14 protein-coding genes are annotated in these 14981 nt (G+C 57.9%); 5 read left to right on the top strand and 9 right to left on the bottom strand.

The features are described 5' to 3' along the window. Positions 1-38 precede the first annotated feature (38 nt). Positions 39-1991, bottom strand: coding sequence for an ATP-dependent zinc metalloprotease FtsH (gene ftsH / locus AACR93_RS04475; protein ID WP_041207977.1), 1953 nt, complete (start codon positions 1989-1991; stop codon positions 39-41). Between the two features lie 45 nt (positions 1992-2036). Beyond that, a complete protein-coding gene (gene rlmE / locus AACR93_RS04470) occupies positions 2037-2666 on the bottom strand; it encodes a 23S rRNA (uridine(2552)-2'-O)-methyltransferase RlmE (RefSeq protein WP_033114154.1) in 630 nt (209 codons plus the stop codon). A 97-nt stretch (positions 2667-2763) separates the two neighbouring features. Between rlmE and yhbY the strand changes: the two genes are divergently transcribed. Together yhbY and AACR93_RS04460 are read left to right on the top strand one after the other, a co-directional pair. Then, entirely contained in the window at positions 2764-3060 is a 297-nt protein-coding gene (gene yhbY, locus AACR93_RS04465; RefSeq protein WP_033114153.1) for a ribosome assembly RNA-binding protein YhbY, read from the top strand. A gap of 103 nt (positions 3061-3163) precedes the next feature. Then, a complete protein-coding gene (locus tag AACR93_RS04460; protein ID WP_042032161.1) occupies positions 3164-3748 on the top strand; it encodes a hypothetical protein in 585 nt (194 codons plus the stop codon). A 50-nt stretch (positions 3749-3798) separates the two neighbouring features. Here AACR93_RS04460 and greA read toward each other — a convergent pair whose 3' ends face one another. From greA to pomA, 3 genes are all read right to left on the bottom strand, one after another. After that, positions 3799-4275, bottom strand: a complete 477-nt coding sequence (greA, locus tag AACR93_RS04455) for a transcription elongation factor GreA (RefSeq protein WP_041207974.1) — start codon at positions 4273-4275, stop codon at positions 3799-3801. A 143-nt stretch (positions 4276-4418) separates the two neighbouring features. Continuing rightward, positions 4419-5315: a flagellar motor protein MotB gene (locus tag AACR93_RS04450; protein WP_043850112.1), complete on the bottom strand. Its 897-nt coding sequence runs from the start codon at positions 5313-5315 to the stop codon at positions 4419-4421. A gap of 8 nt (positions 5316-5323) precedes the next feature. Next, on the bottom strand, positions 5324-6082 hold the full coding sequence (gene pomA / locus AACR93_RS04445; protein WP_043850111.1) for a flagellar motor protein PomA: 759 nt from the start codon (positions 6080-6082) through the stop codon (positions 5324-5326). A gap of 209 nt (positions 6083-6291) precedes the next feature. Between pomA and xseB the strand changes: the two genes are divergently transcribed. Genes xseB through dxs form a run of 3 tightly spaced genes read left to right on the top strand, consistent with a single transcriptional unit; the run spans position 6292 to position 9324 of the window. Then, complete coding sequence (gene xseB, locus AACR93_RS04440) at positions 6292-6543, top strand: exodeoxyribonuclease VII small subunit (protein ID WP_041207970.1); 252 nt, start codon at positions 6292-6294, stop codon at positions 6541-6543. Beyond that, positions 6544-7434 carry a (2E,6E)-farnesyl diphosphate synthase gene (gene ispA, locus AACR93_RS04435; protein WP_033114147.1) on the top strand — a complete coding sequence of 297 codons (891 nt, stop codon included), beginning with the start codon at positions 6544-6546 and terminating at the stop codon, positions 7432-7434. Between the two features lie 21 nt (positions 7435-7455). Next, positions 7456-9324 carry a 1-deoxy-D-xylulose-5-phosphate synthase gene (gene dxs / locus AACR93_RS04430; protein ID WP_043850110.1) on the top strand — a complete coding sequence of 623 codons (1869 nt, stop codon included), beginning with the start codon at positions 7456-7458 and terminating at the stop codon, positions 9322-9324. Positions 9325-9396: 72 nt separating this feature from the next. On the opposite strand, the gene AACR93_RS04425 is transcribed toward dxs, so the two are convergent. From AACR93_RS04425 to AACR93_RS04410, 4 genes are all read right to left on the bottom strand, one after another. Further along, positions 9397-10338 carry an ABC transporter permease gene (locus AACR93_RS04425; RefSeq protein WP_033114145.1) on the bottom strand — a complete coding sequence of 314 codons (942 nt, stop codon included), beginning with the start codon at positions 10336-10338 and terminating at the stop codon, positions 9397-9399. Between the two features lie 2 nt (positions 10339-10340). Next, on the bottom strand, positions 10341-11315 hold the full coding sequence (locus AACR93_RS04420) for an ABC transporter permease (RefSeq protein ID WP_041207966.1): 975 nt from the start codon (positions 11313-11315) through the stop codon (positions 10341-10343). 99 nt (positions 11316-11414) lie between these two features. Further along, positions 11415-12971, bottom strand: coding sequence for an ABC transporter substrate-binding protein (locus AACR93_RS04415; RefSeq protein ID WP_042032165.1), 1557 nt, complete (start codon positions 12969-12971; stop codon positions 11415-11417). A 75-nt stretch (positions 12972-13046) separates the two neighbouring features. After that, complete coding sequence (locus AACR93_RS04410; RefSeq protein ID WP_043850109.1) at positions 13047-14771, bottom strand: dipeptide ABC transporter ATP-binding protein; 1725 nt, start codon at positions 14769-14771, stop codon at positions 13047-13049. Positions 14772-14981: the final 210 nt, after the last annotated feature.

Raw genomic sequence — 14981 nt, 5'->3', positions numbered from 1 at the left:
AAAACCCCGGGCAAGCCCGGGGTTTTCAACAACAGGATTTATTTAGCCGGGATGTCGTTGGCCTTGTCGATATTGGCATCCGCAACCGGAGCACTCTCGTCTGCCGCAGCCGGCTTGGGCTCGGCGGCAACAGTTGATCCGCCTTGTGGCGTATCACCGTGCTCGTCGTGCCAGTTGCTAGGAGCCCGAACCTCGCGACGGGCCATCAGATCATCGATCTGCTTGGCATCGATGGTTTCGTACTTCATCAGTGCATCTTTCATGCTGTGCAGTACATCCATGTTATCCAGCAGGATCTGCTTGGCGCGGTCGTAGTTGCGATCGATCACCTGCTTCACTTCGGCATCGATGATGCGGGCTGTGTCATCGGACATGTGCTTGGCCTTGGCCATGCTGCGACCGAGGAACACCTCGCCATCTTCTTCTGCGTAAAGCATCGGGCCGAGACGCTCGGACATACCCCACTGGGTCACCATCTTGCGCGCGATGTCGGTAGCTCGCTCGATATCGTTGGACGCACCGGTCGATACCTTCTCGGCACCGTAGATCAGCTCTTCCGCCAGACGACCGCCGTACAGACTGGAAATCATGGACTCCAGATGCTGCTTGGAGTGGCTCCAGCGATCCTGCTCAGGCAGGTACATGGTCACACCCAGCGCACGACCGCGCGGAATAATGGAGACCTTGTAGACAGGATCATGATCCGGTACCACGCGACCGATAATGGCGTGACCCGCTTCGTGATAAGCCGTCATCTCCTTCTCGGACTCTTTCATCACCATGGAGCGGCGTTCTGCGCCCATCATGATCTTGTCCTTCGCCTTCTCGAACTCAGCCATGGAGACCACACGGCGGCTCTCGCGAGCAGAGAAGAGCGCAGCTTCGTTGACCAGGTTGGCCAGATCAGCACCGGAGAAACCTGGAGTACCACGGGCAATCAGCGCCGGATTGACATCATCTGCCAACGGAACCTTGCGCATGTGCACTTTCAGGATCTGTTCACGGCCACGAACATCCGGCAGACCAACTACAACCTGACGGTCGAAACGGCCCGGACGCAGCAATGCCGGATCCAGTACGTCAGGACGGTTGGTGGCAGCAATGACGATGATGCCTTCATTGCCCTCAAAGCCATCCATCTCGACCAGCATCTGGTTCAGAGTCTGCTCACGCTCATCGTGACCACCGCCCAGACCGGCGCCACGCTGGCGACCGACGGCGTCGATCTCATCAATGAAGATGATGCAGGGGGAGGATTTCTTGGCCTGCTCGAACATGTCGCGTACCCGGGAGGCACCGACACCGACGAACATCTCCACGAAATCGGAACCGGAAATGGTGAAGAAAGGCACCTTAGCCTCACCCGCAATGGCCTTGGCCAGCAGGGTTTTACCGGTACCGGGAGGGCCTACCAGCAGTACGCCGGTCGGGATCTTGCCACCCAGTTTCTGGAATTTGCTCGGGTCGCGCAGATAGTCGACCAGCTCCTTCACCTCTTCCTTGGCTTCATCGCAACCTGCAACATCGGCAAAGGTAGTCTTGATCTGATCTTCACTCATCAGGCGAGCCTTGCTCTTGCCAAACGACATGGCACCTTTGCCACCGCCGCCCTGCATCTGACGCATGAAGAAGACCCAGACCCCGATCAGCAGCAGCATCGGGAACCAGGAGATGAAGATAGAGGTCAGCAAAGACGGCTCTTCCGGCTTCTCGCCCATCACCTTGACGTTGTGATTGAGCATGTCGTTGAGCAGCTGGGGATCCGGCGCCGGAATAATGGTGGTGAAACGCTCACCAGTACGCTTGACGCCATTAATGACCTTACCGTCCATCCGCACTTCACGGATCTGCTCTTGGGTCACCTCTTTAACGAAGCTGGAATAGTCCAGCTGGCGACTTGAGGTATCGCTGGGGCTGAAGCTATTGAACACCGACATCAACACGACGGCGATGACCAGCCACAGGATTAAATTTTTCGCCATGTCACTCAAATCAGTAACCTCGCAGACTGACAGTTAACGATGAAGGTTAGGGTACTACAGTTTAAAACCGGTAGCCACAATGTAGACTTCCCGTGAACGAGCGCGGGACGAGTCTGGTTTACGAATCTTGACAGTGGTAAAAAGTTGACGAATTTCATTGAGATAGGCATCAAACCCCTCTCCCTGAAACACTTTCACCACGAAACTGCCGTCACCGCGCAATACCTGATTGCACATGTCCAGCGCCAGTTCGACCAGATACATGGAACGGGCCTGATCCACCTGCTGGGTACCGCTCATGTTCGGCGCCATGTCGGACATGACGACATCCACCTTGTCCGGGCCAACCCGTTCCAGCAGCGCGCCCAGTACAGCTTCCTCCCGAAAGTCGCCCTGAAGGAAATCGACACCGGCGATGGAATCCATCGGCAGAATATCGCAGGCGATCACCCGCCCCTTGTCGCCGACCTGATCGATGGCGAACTGGGACCAGCCACCGGGGGCCGCCCCCAAATCCACCACCGTCATGCCCGGCTTGAGCAGTTTGTCCTTGCCCTGGATCTCGTCGATCTTGAACACGGCACGGGATCTCAGTCCCAACTTCTGGGCTTTTTTGACGTATTGATCGTCAAAATGCTCTTTTAACCAGCGGGTTGAACTGGGGGAATGTTTTTTCTGGGTCATGATAATCGACTTTAAAAAACCACAAGGGTTATTAGTATTAAGGGCTAAGTGGGGGTAGAATACGCCCCTTTCAACCCTGACTTATGAAGAAATTGCGATGATTCTCAACAACAAACAGAAACAGTACCTCAAGGGCCTTGCCCACAGCCTCAAACCTGTCGTCCTGCTGGGTCAGCATGGTCTGACCGAAGGCGTACTGGCCGAGATCGATCTGGCACTGAACCATCACGAGCTGATCAAGGTTAAGGTTGCGTCTGAAGATCGTGAGATGAAACAACTGGTTATGGATGCCATCGTCCGTGAAACCGGTTCAGTCAAAGTACAGAGCATGGGCCATGTGCTGACCATTTATCGTCAGGCTAACGAACCCAAGATCCAGCTGCCCCGCAAATAAAAGGAAAGAGCGCTGCTCTTTCCTTCTTCCACTTCTTCCCGAGTCGCTTGCCAAAGTAGTCGCCAACCCCTTAACCTGCGATGAATACTTCCGGACACGCGCTATGGCTCACCATCAAATTCTAACCGACGATGAGCTGGCCATGCTGCGGGACTTGGGGAGCAATCAGGAGAGTCATCTCCTGAGTGGTCACCTCGACGGCCCCATGCTTGGCTTGCTGCAAAAAGCCGATAACCTCGTACTCGAAGCCCGCTTCGCAGGACACCAGCTACGCTTTCCCCTCACCTTTACCCAAAGAGAAGATGGCTTTATCGAGCCACGTCTATCTGCTCCGGTGATCAGGGAGCTGGGGTTTGCCCGTCCTCGCGCCTGGCGACTCAGCCAGAAAGCGCGGTTGCGTACCGAGCAAGGGCACTATCAGGTGCTCAGCCTCTCCCTCAACGGGCTCATCGTCGAGAACATGCCTCTCGGCATGGTGGCGGATACACAGCTCAACGGCGAACTCTGCCTCGATGAGGAAGAACCTCTGCCACTGCAGGGACGATTGGTCAGGTTAATCAAATCCAACCCGGCCAGCGCCACTTGGGCGATCAGCTTCCAGATGAGCGAAAGCGACATAGAGCGCCTGCGCCACTGGTTGTTTCAACGTCATCAGGATGCCTTTACCGAGGCCTATCAGGCCGGGTAAAGAGAAACAGGGGAGCACCCGCTCCCCTGTCCCATCAAATACTGCAGCGCTTAGAGATAAGCGACTTCCAGCACTTCGTACTCCACGTCACCAGCCGGAGTCTTGACGATGGCCACATCGTCTACTTCCTTGCCGATCAGGGCGCGGGCAATCGGTGAATTGACGGAGATAAGGTTCTGTTTGATGTCGGCCTCATCATCACCCACGATGCGGTAGACAACCTCTTCCTCTGTCTCGCTCTTGAGCAGGGTCACGGTCGCGCCAAAAATGATGCGGCCATTGTTGGTCATCTTGGTGACATCGATCACCTGGGCATTGGAGAGCTTGGCTTCAATCTCCTGAATGCGGCCTTCACAGAACCCCTGCTGCTCGCGGGCAGCATGGTATTCGGCGTTTTCCTTCAAATCACCGTGCTCACGGGCATCGGCAATCGCTTCGATAATCTGGGGACGCAGCTCGGTCTTGAGATATTCGAGCTCTTCGCGCAGCTTCTCAGCACCGCGAACAGTCATCGGAGTATGGTTCATAGTCGAAACCTGGGTTGCTTGAAAATAGAAGCTGCGGCGATCAGCAAGAAAGCCGCAGCAGTCGGTTCGGATGAGGCATCTTAATATGAAGCCGGCACAAAATCCATGTCAGCTCCCTGATGCAGATCTCGCTTTGCGACTCATCATCGCTCTGCTTTCGGCACCGAGATGGGTGACGAGACAGTGGGCTTGCCCTGCATGATGGAGATCTCCACGCGCCGGTTCGCCCGCCGGTTCTCCGGGGTATTGTTGGGCAGCAGCGGCTGAGAATCTGCCATCCCCTGCACCACCAGCCGCCCCTGATCAAAACCGGGCACCTTGATCATCTGGTGAGCGACCGCTACCGCACGCTGGGTTGAAAGCTCCCAGTTTGACTGGAACAACTCGTCATGGGTTGCCACGTTATCGGTGTGGCCAGAGATGGTGATCTCCCCCGGCACATCCTTGAGCAACTCGGCAACTTTACGGATAACAGGCCAGAATTGAGGCTGCAGAAAAGCAGAGCCGGCAGGAAATGACGCCTTCTCCCGGATCCTGATGATGATCTGCTGACCCAGCGCCTCAATTTCAATCGCCCCATCCTGGATCTGGGACTTCATCTGTTCGGCGAGCGCTTTGGCCAGCTCATTGGATTGTTGCTGCGCCTGGTGCGCATCCTGAGCCGTATCACCACCGGTCTGCTTGCCATCGGTTTTGTCCTGCCCGCCAGCCTGATCCGACTCGCCGGGCAGAAACTCCAGCTCGGTCTGAGTCATATCGATAGTCTGCTGCATTATGGTATCTATGGGGGTCGGCTCCGGCCGACCCGGCCGAAACTCCTGGGCAATCACCGAGGTCCCCTTGGGAATATCCTTCACTTCCAGAATATTCTGCACGCCGAATGCCTTCTCCATGGAGCCCGCGATCTGCTTGAACTTCTGTACGTCCATCTCGGCAAACGAGAGCAGCAGCACGAAGAAGCACATCAATAGCGACATCAGATCGGCGAAAGTCCCCATGTAACCGGGCAACCCCGGTGGCGGACATTTGCATTTGGACATAAAGCCCCCTACTCCGCGCCGTTATTGCGTTTGGATTGATGCAAATAGTTCTGCAACATGGTCTGGATCACCCGCGGATTCTGTCCATCCTGAATCCCCATGATGGCATCGAGGATCAGTGTGCGGCAAAGCCGCTCCTCACCACTGCGCAGCTCCAGCTTGTCGGCAATCGGAATCGCGATCATGTTGGCCTCGATGGCGCCATACAGGGTCGTGAGCAATGCCACCGCCATGGCCGGGCCGATGGACTTGGGATCGCTCATGTTTGCCAGCATGGCCACCAGCCCCACCAGCGTACCTATCATGCCCATGGCCGGGCCGAGATCCCCCAGCGTGCGGAATACCTTGATGGCGATGACATGACGCTCGGAGGTCAGCTCGATATCCTTCTCCAGCACGCCACGCACCACATCGGCATCGTGACCATCCACCAGCATATCGATCCCTTTTTTCATGAAGGGATTGGGAATTTCCGCCGCTTCAAGCGCCAGAAAGCCCCCCTTGCGGGATGCATCGGCCAGCTCAACCGCCTTGGAAATGAGATCTTCCAGCTTGTCGCCCTTGTACATAAAAGCTTTGCCGGCCACCTTGAACGCCATCAGGAACTGGCCAAGGTTGAACTTCATCATGGCGATAAAGATGGAGCCCAGAATGGTGATATAGACGGAGGGCATGTCCACATACATGGTGACGGGGCCACCCAGCAGCATGCCGTATATCACCACCCCGAAGCCCAGCACTATGCCTATCAGACTACCTAGATCCACGTCCTACTCCTGTCATCTGTGCTGATGCACTATTATACGCCGTTGAATTTTCTGCTATTGCGGCCCCGGCGGCAAGTTTCCATCCGAAGGGGGAGACAGCTCATTATCGACCGATTTGTCGAGAGTTTGCGGCTATGGCGTTTTCAACCTCCCCCCGCTGGGCGGTCGATGTTAATATAAGCCGTTTTTTTCAATCCCCGAGGATGGACATGGCCAGTAAAAAAATCGACCGTCTGAGTTTTGATGCCACTCTGGAAGAGCTGGAAACCATCGTTCATCAGCTGGAGCAAGGTTCCCTCCCGCTGGAAGAGGCGCTCAAGCAGTTCGAGCAAGGAGTCCATCTGGTGCGTGCCGGCCAGCAGAAGCTGGAACAGGCAGAACAGAAGATCCAGATCCTGCTGAGCAAAGCCGATGGCAGTGACCAGCTTGCCCCCTTCCAGCCAGAACAAGGAGAAGAGTGAGTGGCGCTGGACCATTTTTCCCGTCTGCATCGTCAGCGTATTGACGACTGTCTGTCAGCACAACTTGAATCCTTGCCCGCCATGGCGCCGCGCCTGCGCGATGCCATGAAATATGGCTTGCTGCTCGGCGGCAAGCGGGTACGTCCCTTTCTGGTCTACGCCGTCGGCGAGATGCTGGGGGTAAAGAGCGAACTGCTCGATGGCCCGGCCGCTGCGGTGGAGTGCATCCACGCCTACTCGCTGCTGCACGACGATCTGCCCGCCATGGACGACGACGATTTGCGTCGCGGCCAGCCGACCGTTCACAAGGCCTTCGATGAAGGCACTGCCATTTTGGCCGGTGATGCCCTGCAGACGCTGGCGTTCTCCATTCTGGCCGATCACCCCATGCCAGAGACACTGCTGGCCAACCGGGTGCGCATGCTGAGCACCCTCGCCCGCGCCTCCGGTTATCTCGGTATGTGCGGCGGTCAAGCGCTGGATCTGCAAGCGGAAGGACGCCGGATCACACTCGCCGAACTGGAACAGGTACACCGCCACAAGACGGGGGCTCTCATCGAGTGCGCCGTCACTCTTGGCGCCCTGTGCAAAGAGAATGTGGACGAAGCGACCCTGACGGCACTGCAAACCTATGCCTCCGCCATCGGCCTCGCCTTCCAGGTGCAGGATGACATCCTCGACATCACCGGCGACACCGCCACCCTGGGCAAACCGCAAGGCTCCGACCTGGCGCTGGAGAAGAGTACCTATCCGGCCCTGCTTGGACTCGAAAACGCCCGTGAGCTGGCTCGCGAACTGCACGGTAAAGCCTTAACAGCCCTGCAATCCTTGCCCTACAATACCGACATTCTGGAAGCGTTCGCCGATTACATCATCGAGCGAACCCACTAAACGCTGGATAACAGTTAAAAAATGAGCGTTGATATTAGCAATTTCCCCAACCTGGCCCTTGCGGACACCCCGATAGAGCTGCGTTCCCTGCCCAAAGAGCGGCTACCGGTGCTGTGCAACGAGCTGCGCGAATATCTGCTGCGCTCCGTCAGCCGCTCCAGCGGACACTTTGCCTCCGGGCTCGGCACGGTCGAACTGACCGTGGCCCTGCACTACGTCTACAACACCCCGTTCGATCGGCTGATCTGGGATGTGGGCCATCAGGCCTATCCCCACAAGATCCTGACCGGACGCCGTGACCAGATCCACACCATCCGGCAGAAGGATGGTCTGCACCCCTTCCCCTGGCGTGGCGAGAGCGAGTATGACGTGCTATCCGTCGGCCACTCCAGCACCTCCATCGGAGCCGCTCTCGGTATGGCGGTTGCCGCCGAGAGTGAAGGGCTGGGCCGCAAGGTCGTTGCGGTGATCGGTGATGGCGCCATCACGGCGGGGATGGCTTTTGAAGCGCTCAACCACGCCGGCGACGTCCATAAAGACATGCTGGTGATCCTCAACGACAACGAGATGTCCATCTCCGAGAATGTCGGCGCGCTCAACAACCATCTGGCCCGGGTCATGTCCGGCAAGCTCTACACCACTATCCGCGAAGGCGGCAAGAAGGTGCTGGCCGGTCTGCCGCCAGTCAAGGAGCTGGCCAAGCGGGCCGAAGAGCACCTCAAGGGGATGGTGGTGCCCGGCACCCTGTTCGAGGAGTTTGGCTTCAACTACATCGGCCCCATCGACGGTCACGATATAGAAGCGCTGGTCGAGACCCTGCGCAACATGCGCAATCTCAAGGGCCCGCAGCTGCTGCACGTCAAGACCAAGAAGGGCAAGGGCTACGAGCCGGCGGAGAAAGACCCCATCGGTTATCACGCGGTGCCCAAGTTCAATCCGGACGAGTGCGCCCTGCCCAAGGCGAGTGGTGCCAAGCCCACCTTCTCGGCCATCTTCGGCCAGTGGCTGTGCGATATGGCGGCCAAAGACGAGAAGCTGGTCGGCATCACCCCTGCCATGCGCGAAGGTTCCGGGCTGGTGAAATTCAGCCAGCAGTATCCGGATCGCTACTTCGATGTGGCCATTGCCGAGCAACATGCGGTCACTTTCGCCGCTGGTCTCGCTATCGCCGACAAGAAGCCGGTGGTTGCCATCTATTCGAGCTTCCTGCAACGTGCCTACGATCAGGTGATCCACGACGTGGCGCTGCAAGAGCTGCCGGTGCTGTTCGCCATCGACCGGGCTGGTCTGGTGGGCGCTGACGGCCCGACCCATCAGGGTGCGTTCGATATCAGCTTCCTGCGCACCGTGCCCAACATGGTGATCATGACCCCCTCCGACGAGAACGAATGCCGTCAGATGCTCTATACCGGCTATCGCCATCAGGGGCCTGCCGCGGTGCGCTACCCACGTGGCAGCAGCCTGAGCGATGCCCCCATCTTGCAGGAGATGCAGGCACTGGCGCTTGGCAAGGGACGCATCATTCGAGAGGGCAAAGGCACCGCCATTCTGGCGTTTGGCACTCTGCTGCAACATGCCAAAGCGGCGGCAGAAGCACTTGATGCCACTCTGGTGGATATGCGCTTCGTCAAACCGATGGATGAGGCGCTGGTGCTGTCGCTGGCGGCTAGCCACGATCAGTTCGTCACCATCGAAGACAACGCCATCATGGGCGGCGCCGGTTCGGCGGTGAACGAGCTGCTGATGCGCAATAAACAGTGCAAGCCGGTGCTCAACCTCGGCCTGCCGGATCGCTTCGTGGAACAGGGTACCCAGCAGGAGATCTATGCCCTGCTCGGTCTGGACGATGCAGGCATCCAGCGCAGTATCGAAAGCTGGCTGCAAGCCTGATAATGCTTAAAGCTATCAATAAAAGAAGGGCGCCTCATTGGCGCCCATTTTATTTTGCGTTTCTGACCCAGATTACCCTTTGTAGATCTTGGGGTTAAACACATCCCGCAGCCAGTCACCCAGCAGGTTGATGACCAGCACCAGCACCACCAGACAGATGCCGGGGAAGGCGGTGATCCACCAGGAGCCGGAGAAGATGTAGTTGAAGCCGACGCTGATGAGCGAGCCCAGCGAGGGCTGATCAACCGGCATCCCCAGACCGAGGAAGGAGAGTGCCGCTTCACTCATGATGGCGTTGGCCACCTGCACGGTGGAGATAACCAGAATGGGCGACAGGCAGTTGGGCAGAATGTGGCGGAACATGATGCGCGGGGCGCGGAACCCCATCACCTTGGCCGCCTCCACATACTCCTTCTTCTTCTCCGCCAGCACCGAGGCGCGCACGGTACGGGCGTACTGCGGCCACTCGGCGATCCCGATGATCACCACCAGCATCACGATGGCAAAGCGCGAGTAGAACTCGGAGCCAAAGGTTGCCTGAAAGATGGCGGAGATAATGATCGCCACCATCATGGTGGAGAACGACAGCTGCACGTCGGCAAAGCGCATCAAGAGGTTGTCAATGCGACCGCCAAAGTAGCCGGCGATCAGGCCAATGACGATACCCAGCACCAGCTGCAGCCCTACCGCAAACAGACCGATGGTGAGGGAGATACGGGCACCATAAAGAATGGTACTCCAGATATCCCGCCCCTGGTTGTCGGTGCCGAGCCAGAAGCGCTCCTCGCCACCATCCAGCCATGAAGGAGGCAGTTCGGCATCCATCAAGTCGAAGCTGGTCTGGTCATAGACGTTGTGCGGGGCGATCCAGGGAGCCAGCAAGGCAGCCACCACGAACACCACGAACACCGCAAAGCTGAACATGGCTACCTTGTCCCGCAGGAAGTAGTAGACGATGTCGGAGTTCTTGAAACGTGCCCAACGGCTTGGGCTTGCAGTTACAGCGTTACTCATGCTTACCCCTTGGCAGTCAGGTTAACGGTCGGGTTGATCAACCCGTAGAGCAGGTCGACCAGAGTATTGGTCACCACGAAGATCAAGCCCACGAAGATGACGTAGGCGGTGATCAGCGGGGTATCGACCCGGTGGATCGCCTCGAGGAACAGGAAGCCGGTTCCCGGCCACTGGAACACGCTCTCGGTCAGGATGGTGTAGGCCACCATGGTGCCGATCTGCACCCCACCGACGGTAATGACCGGCAGCATGGTGTTCTTCAGGGCGTGCTGGTAGTAGACCTTGTTGTTATCCAGCCCCTTGGCGCGGGCGAACTTGACGTATTCGGAGGAGAGCTGCTCCAGCATCTCGGAGCGCACCAGCCGGATAAACAGCGGCAGCATGATGGAGGAGAGCGACACCGCAGGCAGGATCAGGTGTTTGATACCGTCCCAGGTGAAGAAGCCCGACTCCCAACCCAGCAGGTTACGGGTCTCGCCGCGACCATAGGCCGGCAGCCAGCCCAGCTGGATGGAGAAGAGATACATCAGCATGATGGCGGTCAGGAACACCGGGATCGAAATGCCGATACTGCTCCCCGCCATGATGATCTTGGTGGGAATGCTGCGCGGCCGGATCGCCGAGTAGACTCCCAGCGGAATGGAGACCACGACGATGATGAGCGCGGCGGCAAAGACCAGCTCAAGGGTAGCTACCAGCTTGTCGAGGATCACCTCAAGAGCCGGTCGCTTGAAAAAGTAGGAAGTACCCAGATCCCCGTGCACCGCATTTTTCAAAAAGCGGCTGTATTTGACGAGGAAGGGATCGTTGAGGCCCATCTTCTCGCGCAATTCGTGGCGCTGGGCTTCGGAGACGGATTGTCCCACCAGCTCGCGCAACGGATCCCCCAGGTTGTCCTGGATGGAGAAGGCGACCAGGCTGATGACGAACATCACTATCACGGCCTGATAGAACCGTTTCAGCAGGAATGTAAACATGCTTGTCCTTCTACGTGGCCTGTGTCGTGGCACAGGCTTCTGTTAGCAGGCGGAGTGGCCAGCTGACCACTCCGCCCCGTCCTTCCTTGTGACGTTCGCTTACTTGCCGACCACCAGATCGCCGAAGTAAGGGAAGTTCATCACGTTGACCACCGGCTTGATGTCGACGTTCTTCTTCGCGCCGTAGGCCAGATCTTCCCAGTGCAGCGGCACATAAGCTGCATCCTCGATCACCATGGCTTCCACCTTCTTCAGCATCTCGGCACGCTTGGCCGGATCTGTCTCGGCATTGGCCTGCTCGACCAGCTTGTCAGCCTCTGCGTTGGCATAGCCGGCGCAGTTGTACTGACCCATACCGGTCTTGGCATCCTTGGTGAAGGTCAGGAACTCGAAGAAGTTCGCGGTATCTTCAGTGTCGGAATGCCAGCCAATCATCTGCATGTCGGCGGCGCACTTGTCAAACTCCGGCCAGTACTGGGCCACCGGCATGGTCTTGAGATCCACCTTGATGTTGATCTTGGCCAGCATGGCGGAGACAGCCTGGGCAATCTTGACGTCGTTGACGTAACGGGCAGCCGGGGCGATGAAGGTCATCTTGAAGCCCTTCTCCTGACCGGCTTCTTTCATCAGCTGCTTGGCTTTGGCCAGATCATACTGAGGCACCAGCGCTTCGTTGTGACCGGCATAGCCTTTCGGGCTCAGCTGGCCGGCCGGGGTACCGAAGCCCTTGTTGATCTTCTCGACGATACCCACCTGGTTGATGGCGTAGTTGATCGCCTGGCGCACGCGCTTGTCTTTCAGCGCCGGGTTGGTGTTCTGGTTCAGCTCGATGATGATGGCGCGGGTACCGGACAGGGTAACCAGCTGGGAGTCCTTGCCATTCTTCACACGCTCCAGATCGTTCGGCGCAACCGGGTAGATCACGTCCACGTCACCACCCAGCAGCGCGGCAACGCGGGTCGCGTCTTCCTTGATCGGCACCACGGTCAGGTTCTCGACGTTACCCTTGGAGGCCTTGTCCCAGTAGTTGGGGTTGCGGGCATAATCGAGCTTCACGCCCTGCTCGCGGAACTTGACGGTGAACGGGCCAGTACCGGAAACGTGGGTAGAGGCATAAGAGTCGCCATTCTTGACGATCTCGGCCTTGTCTTTGCCCGCTTCGGTCTTGCCGGTATAGAACTTGGAGTCCATCGGGAAGATGTAGGTGACGGTCTGCAGGATCAGCGGGAAGGGCTTCGCGGTAATCAGATCGACTGTGTAGTCATCTACCTTCTTCACTTCGACGATGGGGTCGAAGATCGCCTTGAAGTCGACAGAGGACTTCAGACGGTTGACGGTCCATACCACGTCATCGGCGGTAAAGTCGTTACCGGAGTGGAACTTGACCCCTTTGCGCAGGTGGAAGCGGACGGTCTTGTCGTCAACACGCTCATACTTCTCGGCCAGACGCGGCTCGAATTTCAGATCCTGGGTGTAACGCATCAGGGGATCGAATACCAGGTGCGACATCTCCAGGGTCTGACCGGAGAGCTGCTCCTGCGGATCCAGCGAGGTGGCATCGGAGGCGACACCTACCTTGATATCAGCGGCAGAGACGCTGAAGGCGAAACCGGCGGCAAACAGCGCCAGGGCAATCTTGGAAAATCCTTTCTTCATCTTTTTCTCCATGCTTTTGGCTTTTTTATTAACGAACAACGGGTTTGAGCGACCATCCGGCGCACCGGCGCTCTCCTAGCTTGCGATTTCCAGCCCCTCGCGGGACATTCCCTTGAACTCCGGCATGAGGGAGATCAGCTTGCGGCTGTACTCATGCTCGGCATTGGTAAAGAGTTTCTCGGTCTCTGCCACTTCCACCAGATGACCGTGCTGCATCACCCCGATGCGGTCGCACATCTGGCGGATCACCGGCAGATCGTGGCTGATGAACAGCATGGTGAGCTTGAGCTCCTGCTGCAGATCCTTGAGCAAGTTGAGGATCTGGGCCTGTACCGAGACATCCAGCGCCGAGGTCGGCTCGTCGCAGATGAGAAAACGGGGGCGGGTCGCCAGCGCACGGGCAATGGAGATGCGCTGGCGCTGACCACCGGAGAACTCGTGGGGATACTTGACCCCGGCACCGCGGCCAAGACCGACGTGATCCAGCAGATCCCCGACAATCCCCTCGATCTGGCTCTCGCTGCTCGCCAGCTGGTGGAAGCGGATCGGCTCGGCAATGATGTCGCGCACCTTCATCCGCGGGTTCATCGATGAATAGGGGTTCTGGAACACCATCTGCATCTGGCGACGCAGCGGGCGGCGCTCACTCTCGCTCTTGAGGGCAGTCAGATCGATCCCCTCAAAGACGATGTTGCCGGTATCAGGCGGATAGAGGCCGGTGATGGCGCGGGCAATGGTCGATTTACCTGAGCCCGACTCCCCCACCAGACCGAAAGTCTCGCCCTCGAAGATCTCGAAGCTGATGTTGTTGCAGGCACGCACATACTGGCGGCGGCTCGGGAAGATGGAGTCCTTGGTGACAAACTTCAGATCGACGTTCTCCACCCGCAGCAGCGCCCCTTCATAGGCACGCTCGTCCTGACTCTGACCAAGCCAGTGGGTCTTGAGGTCGATATTGGTATCCGGCGCGCTGGCATCCTCGATATAGGAGACCAGCGGGAAGCGCACCAGCTTCACATCCGAGCGGGGCACCGCCGAGATGAGGCTGCGGGTATAGGGGTGATTGGGGCTGCCCAGTACCTGCTCGGTGCGGCCAAACTCCACCAGATCGCCGCGATACATCACCGCCACCTTGTCGGTGACGTTGGAGACCACGCCCATGTCGTGGGTCACCAGCATGCAGCCCACCTGACGCTCCTTGCAGAGGGTGCGGATGAGCTGGAGGATCTGATCCTGGATAGAGACGTCGAGGGCCGTGGTCGGCTCGTCGGCGATGATGAGTTCGGGGTCTCCGGAGAGGGCGATGGCAATGACCACCCGCTGGCGCATGCCGCCGGAGAACTGGTGCGGATACTGCTTGATGCGCAGCTCAGGCTGCGGGATCCCCACCGCCTTCATCAGATCCAGCGCCTTGGCAAAGGCGGCTTCGCGTGACAAATCTGTGTTGGCCAGAATGGTCTCGACCAGCTGATGCTCAACGGTGAACAGCGGGTTGAGGGAGGTCATCGGATCCTGAAAGATAAAACCGATGCGTGAACCACGGATAGCCCGCATCTCGTTCTGGCTCTTGCCGGAGATAAGCTCGCCATTGAGGTAGATGTCGCCACGGGCGATGCGACCGGGCGGGCTCAGGAGATCGATGACGGCGTTGCCGATGGTGGATTTGCCGGCACCTGACTCACCCACGACGCCGACAATCTCCCCTTTTTCGATGGAGAAAGAGAGATCCTTCACTGCGGCCAGTACCCCGTAGCGGGAGGGGTACTCGATCCGCAAGTTCTTTACTTCGAGCAAGGACATGTTTACCTCTGCGGGGGACATCCGTCCCAAATAATTCGTCCATAAATCGGCCGCAGATGCCGGTGCTGCTCAGGGCAATTAATGCTCAATCCGTGTAGCAGTTAAACCAGCGATCCGGGCGGGTTTTTTGCATTTTTTTGGAATAACCCGCGAGTAAATTAGACGGTTTGCCCACGGGTGTAAATGATTGAGTTATACAATTCCGCAATG

It is taken from the genome of Aeromonas sp. L_1B5_3 (assembly GCF_963866575.1).
GTDB classification, from domain to species: domain Bacteria; phylum Pseudomonadota; class Gammaproteobacteria; order Enterobacterales; family Aeromonadaceae; genus Aeromonas; species Aeromonas jandaei.
Note: the sequence above shows the minus strand (reverse complement) of the source record. Positions and strands in the feature narration are given on the sequence as shown.

What these genes read in the sequence shown, in the direction of transcription:
- AACR93_RS04450 (WP_043850112.1), bottom strand. Translation starts at nt 5,315, where the DNA reads ATGTCCAAATGCAAATGTCCGCCACCGGGGTTGCCCGGTTACATGGGG.
- rlmE (WP_033114154.1), bottom strand. Translation starts at nt 2,666, where the DNA reads ATGACCCAGAAAAAACATTCCCCCAGTTCAACCCGCTGGTTAAAAGAG.
- AACR93_RS04420 (WP_041207966.1), bottom strand. Translation starts at nt 11,315, where the DNA reads ATGTTTACATTCCTGCTGAAACGGTTCTATCAGGCCGTGATAGTGATG.
- AACR93_RS04410 (WP_043850109.1), bottom strand. Translation starts at nt 14,771, where the DNA reads ATGTCCTTGCTCGAAGTAAAGAACTTGCGGATCGAGTACCCCTCCCGC.
- AACR93_RS04415 (WP_042032165.1), bottom strand. Translation starts at nt 12,971, where the DNA reads ATGAAGAAAGGATTTTCCAAGATTGCCCTGGCGCTGTTTGCCGCCGGT.
- AACR93_RS04460 (WP_042032161.1), top strand. Translation starts at nt 3,164, where the DNA reads ATGGCTCACCATCAAATTCTAACCGACGATGAGCTGGCCATGCTGCGG.
- AACR93_RS04425 (WP_033114145.1), bottom strand. Translation starts at nt 10,338, where the DNA reads ATGAGTAACGCTGTAACTGCAAGCCCAAGCCGTTGGGCACGTTTCAAG.
- dxs (WP_043850110.1), top strand. Translation starts at nt 7,456, where the DNA reads ATGAGCGTTGATATTAGCAATTTCCCCAACCTGGCCCTTGCGGACACC.
- xseB (WP_041207970.1), top strand. Translation starts at nt 6,292, where the DNA reads ATGGCCAGTAAAAAAATCGACCGTCTGAGTTTTGATGCCACTCTGGAA.
- greA (WP_041207974.1), bottom strand. Translation starts at nt 4,275, where the DNA reads ATGAACCATACTCCGATGACTGTTCGCGGTGCTGAGAAGCTGCGCGAA.
- yhbY (WP_033114153.1), top strand. Translation starts at nt 2,764, where the DNA reads ATGATTCTCAACAACAAACAGAAACAGTACCTCAAGGGCCTTGCCCAC.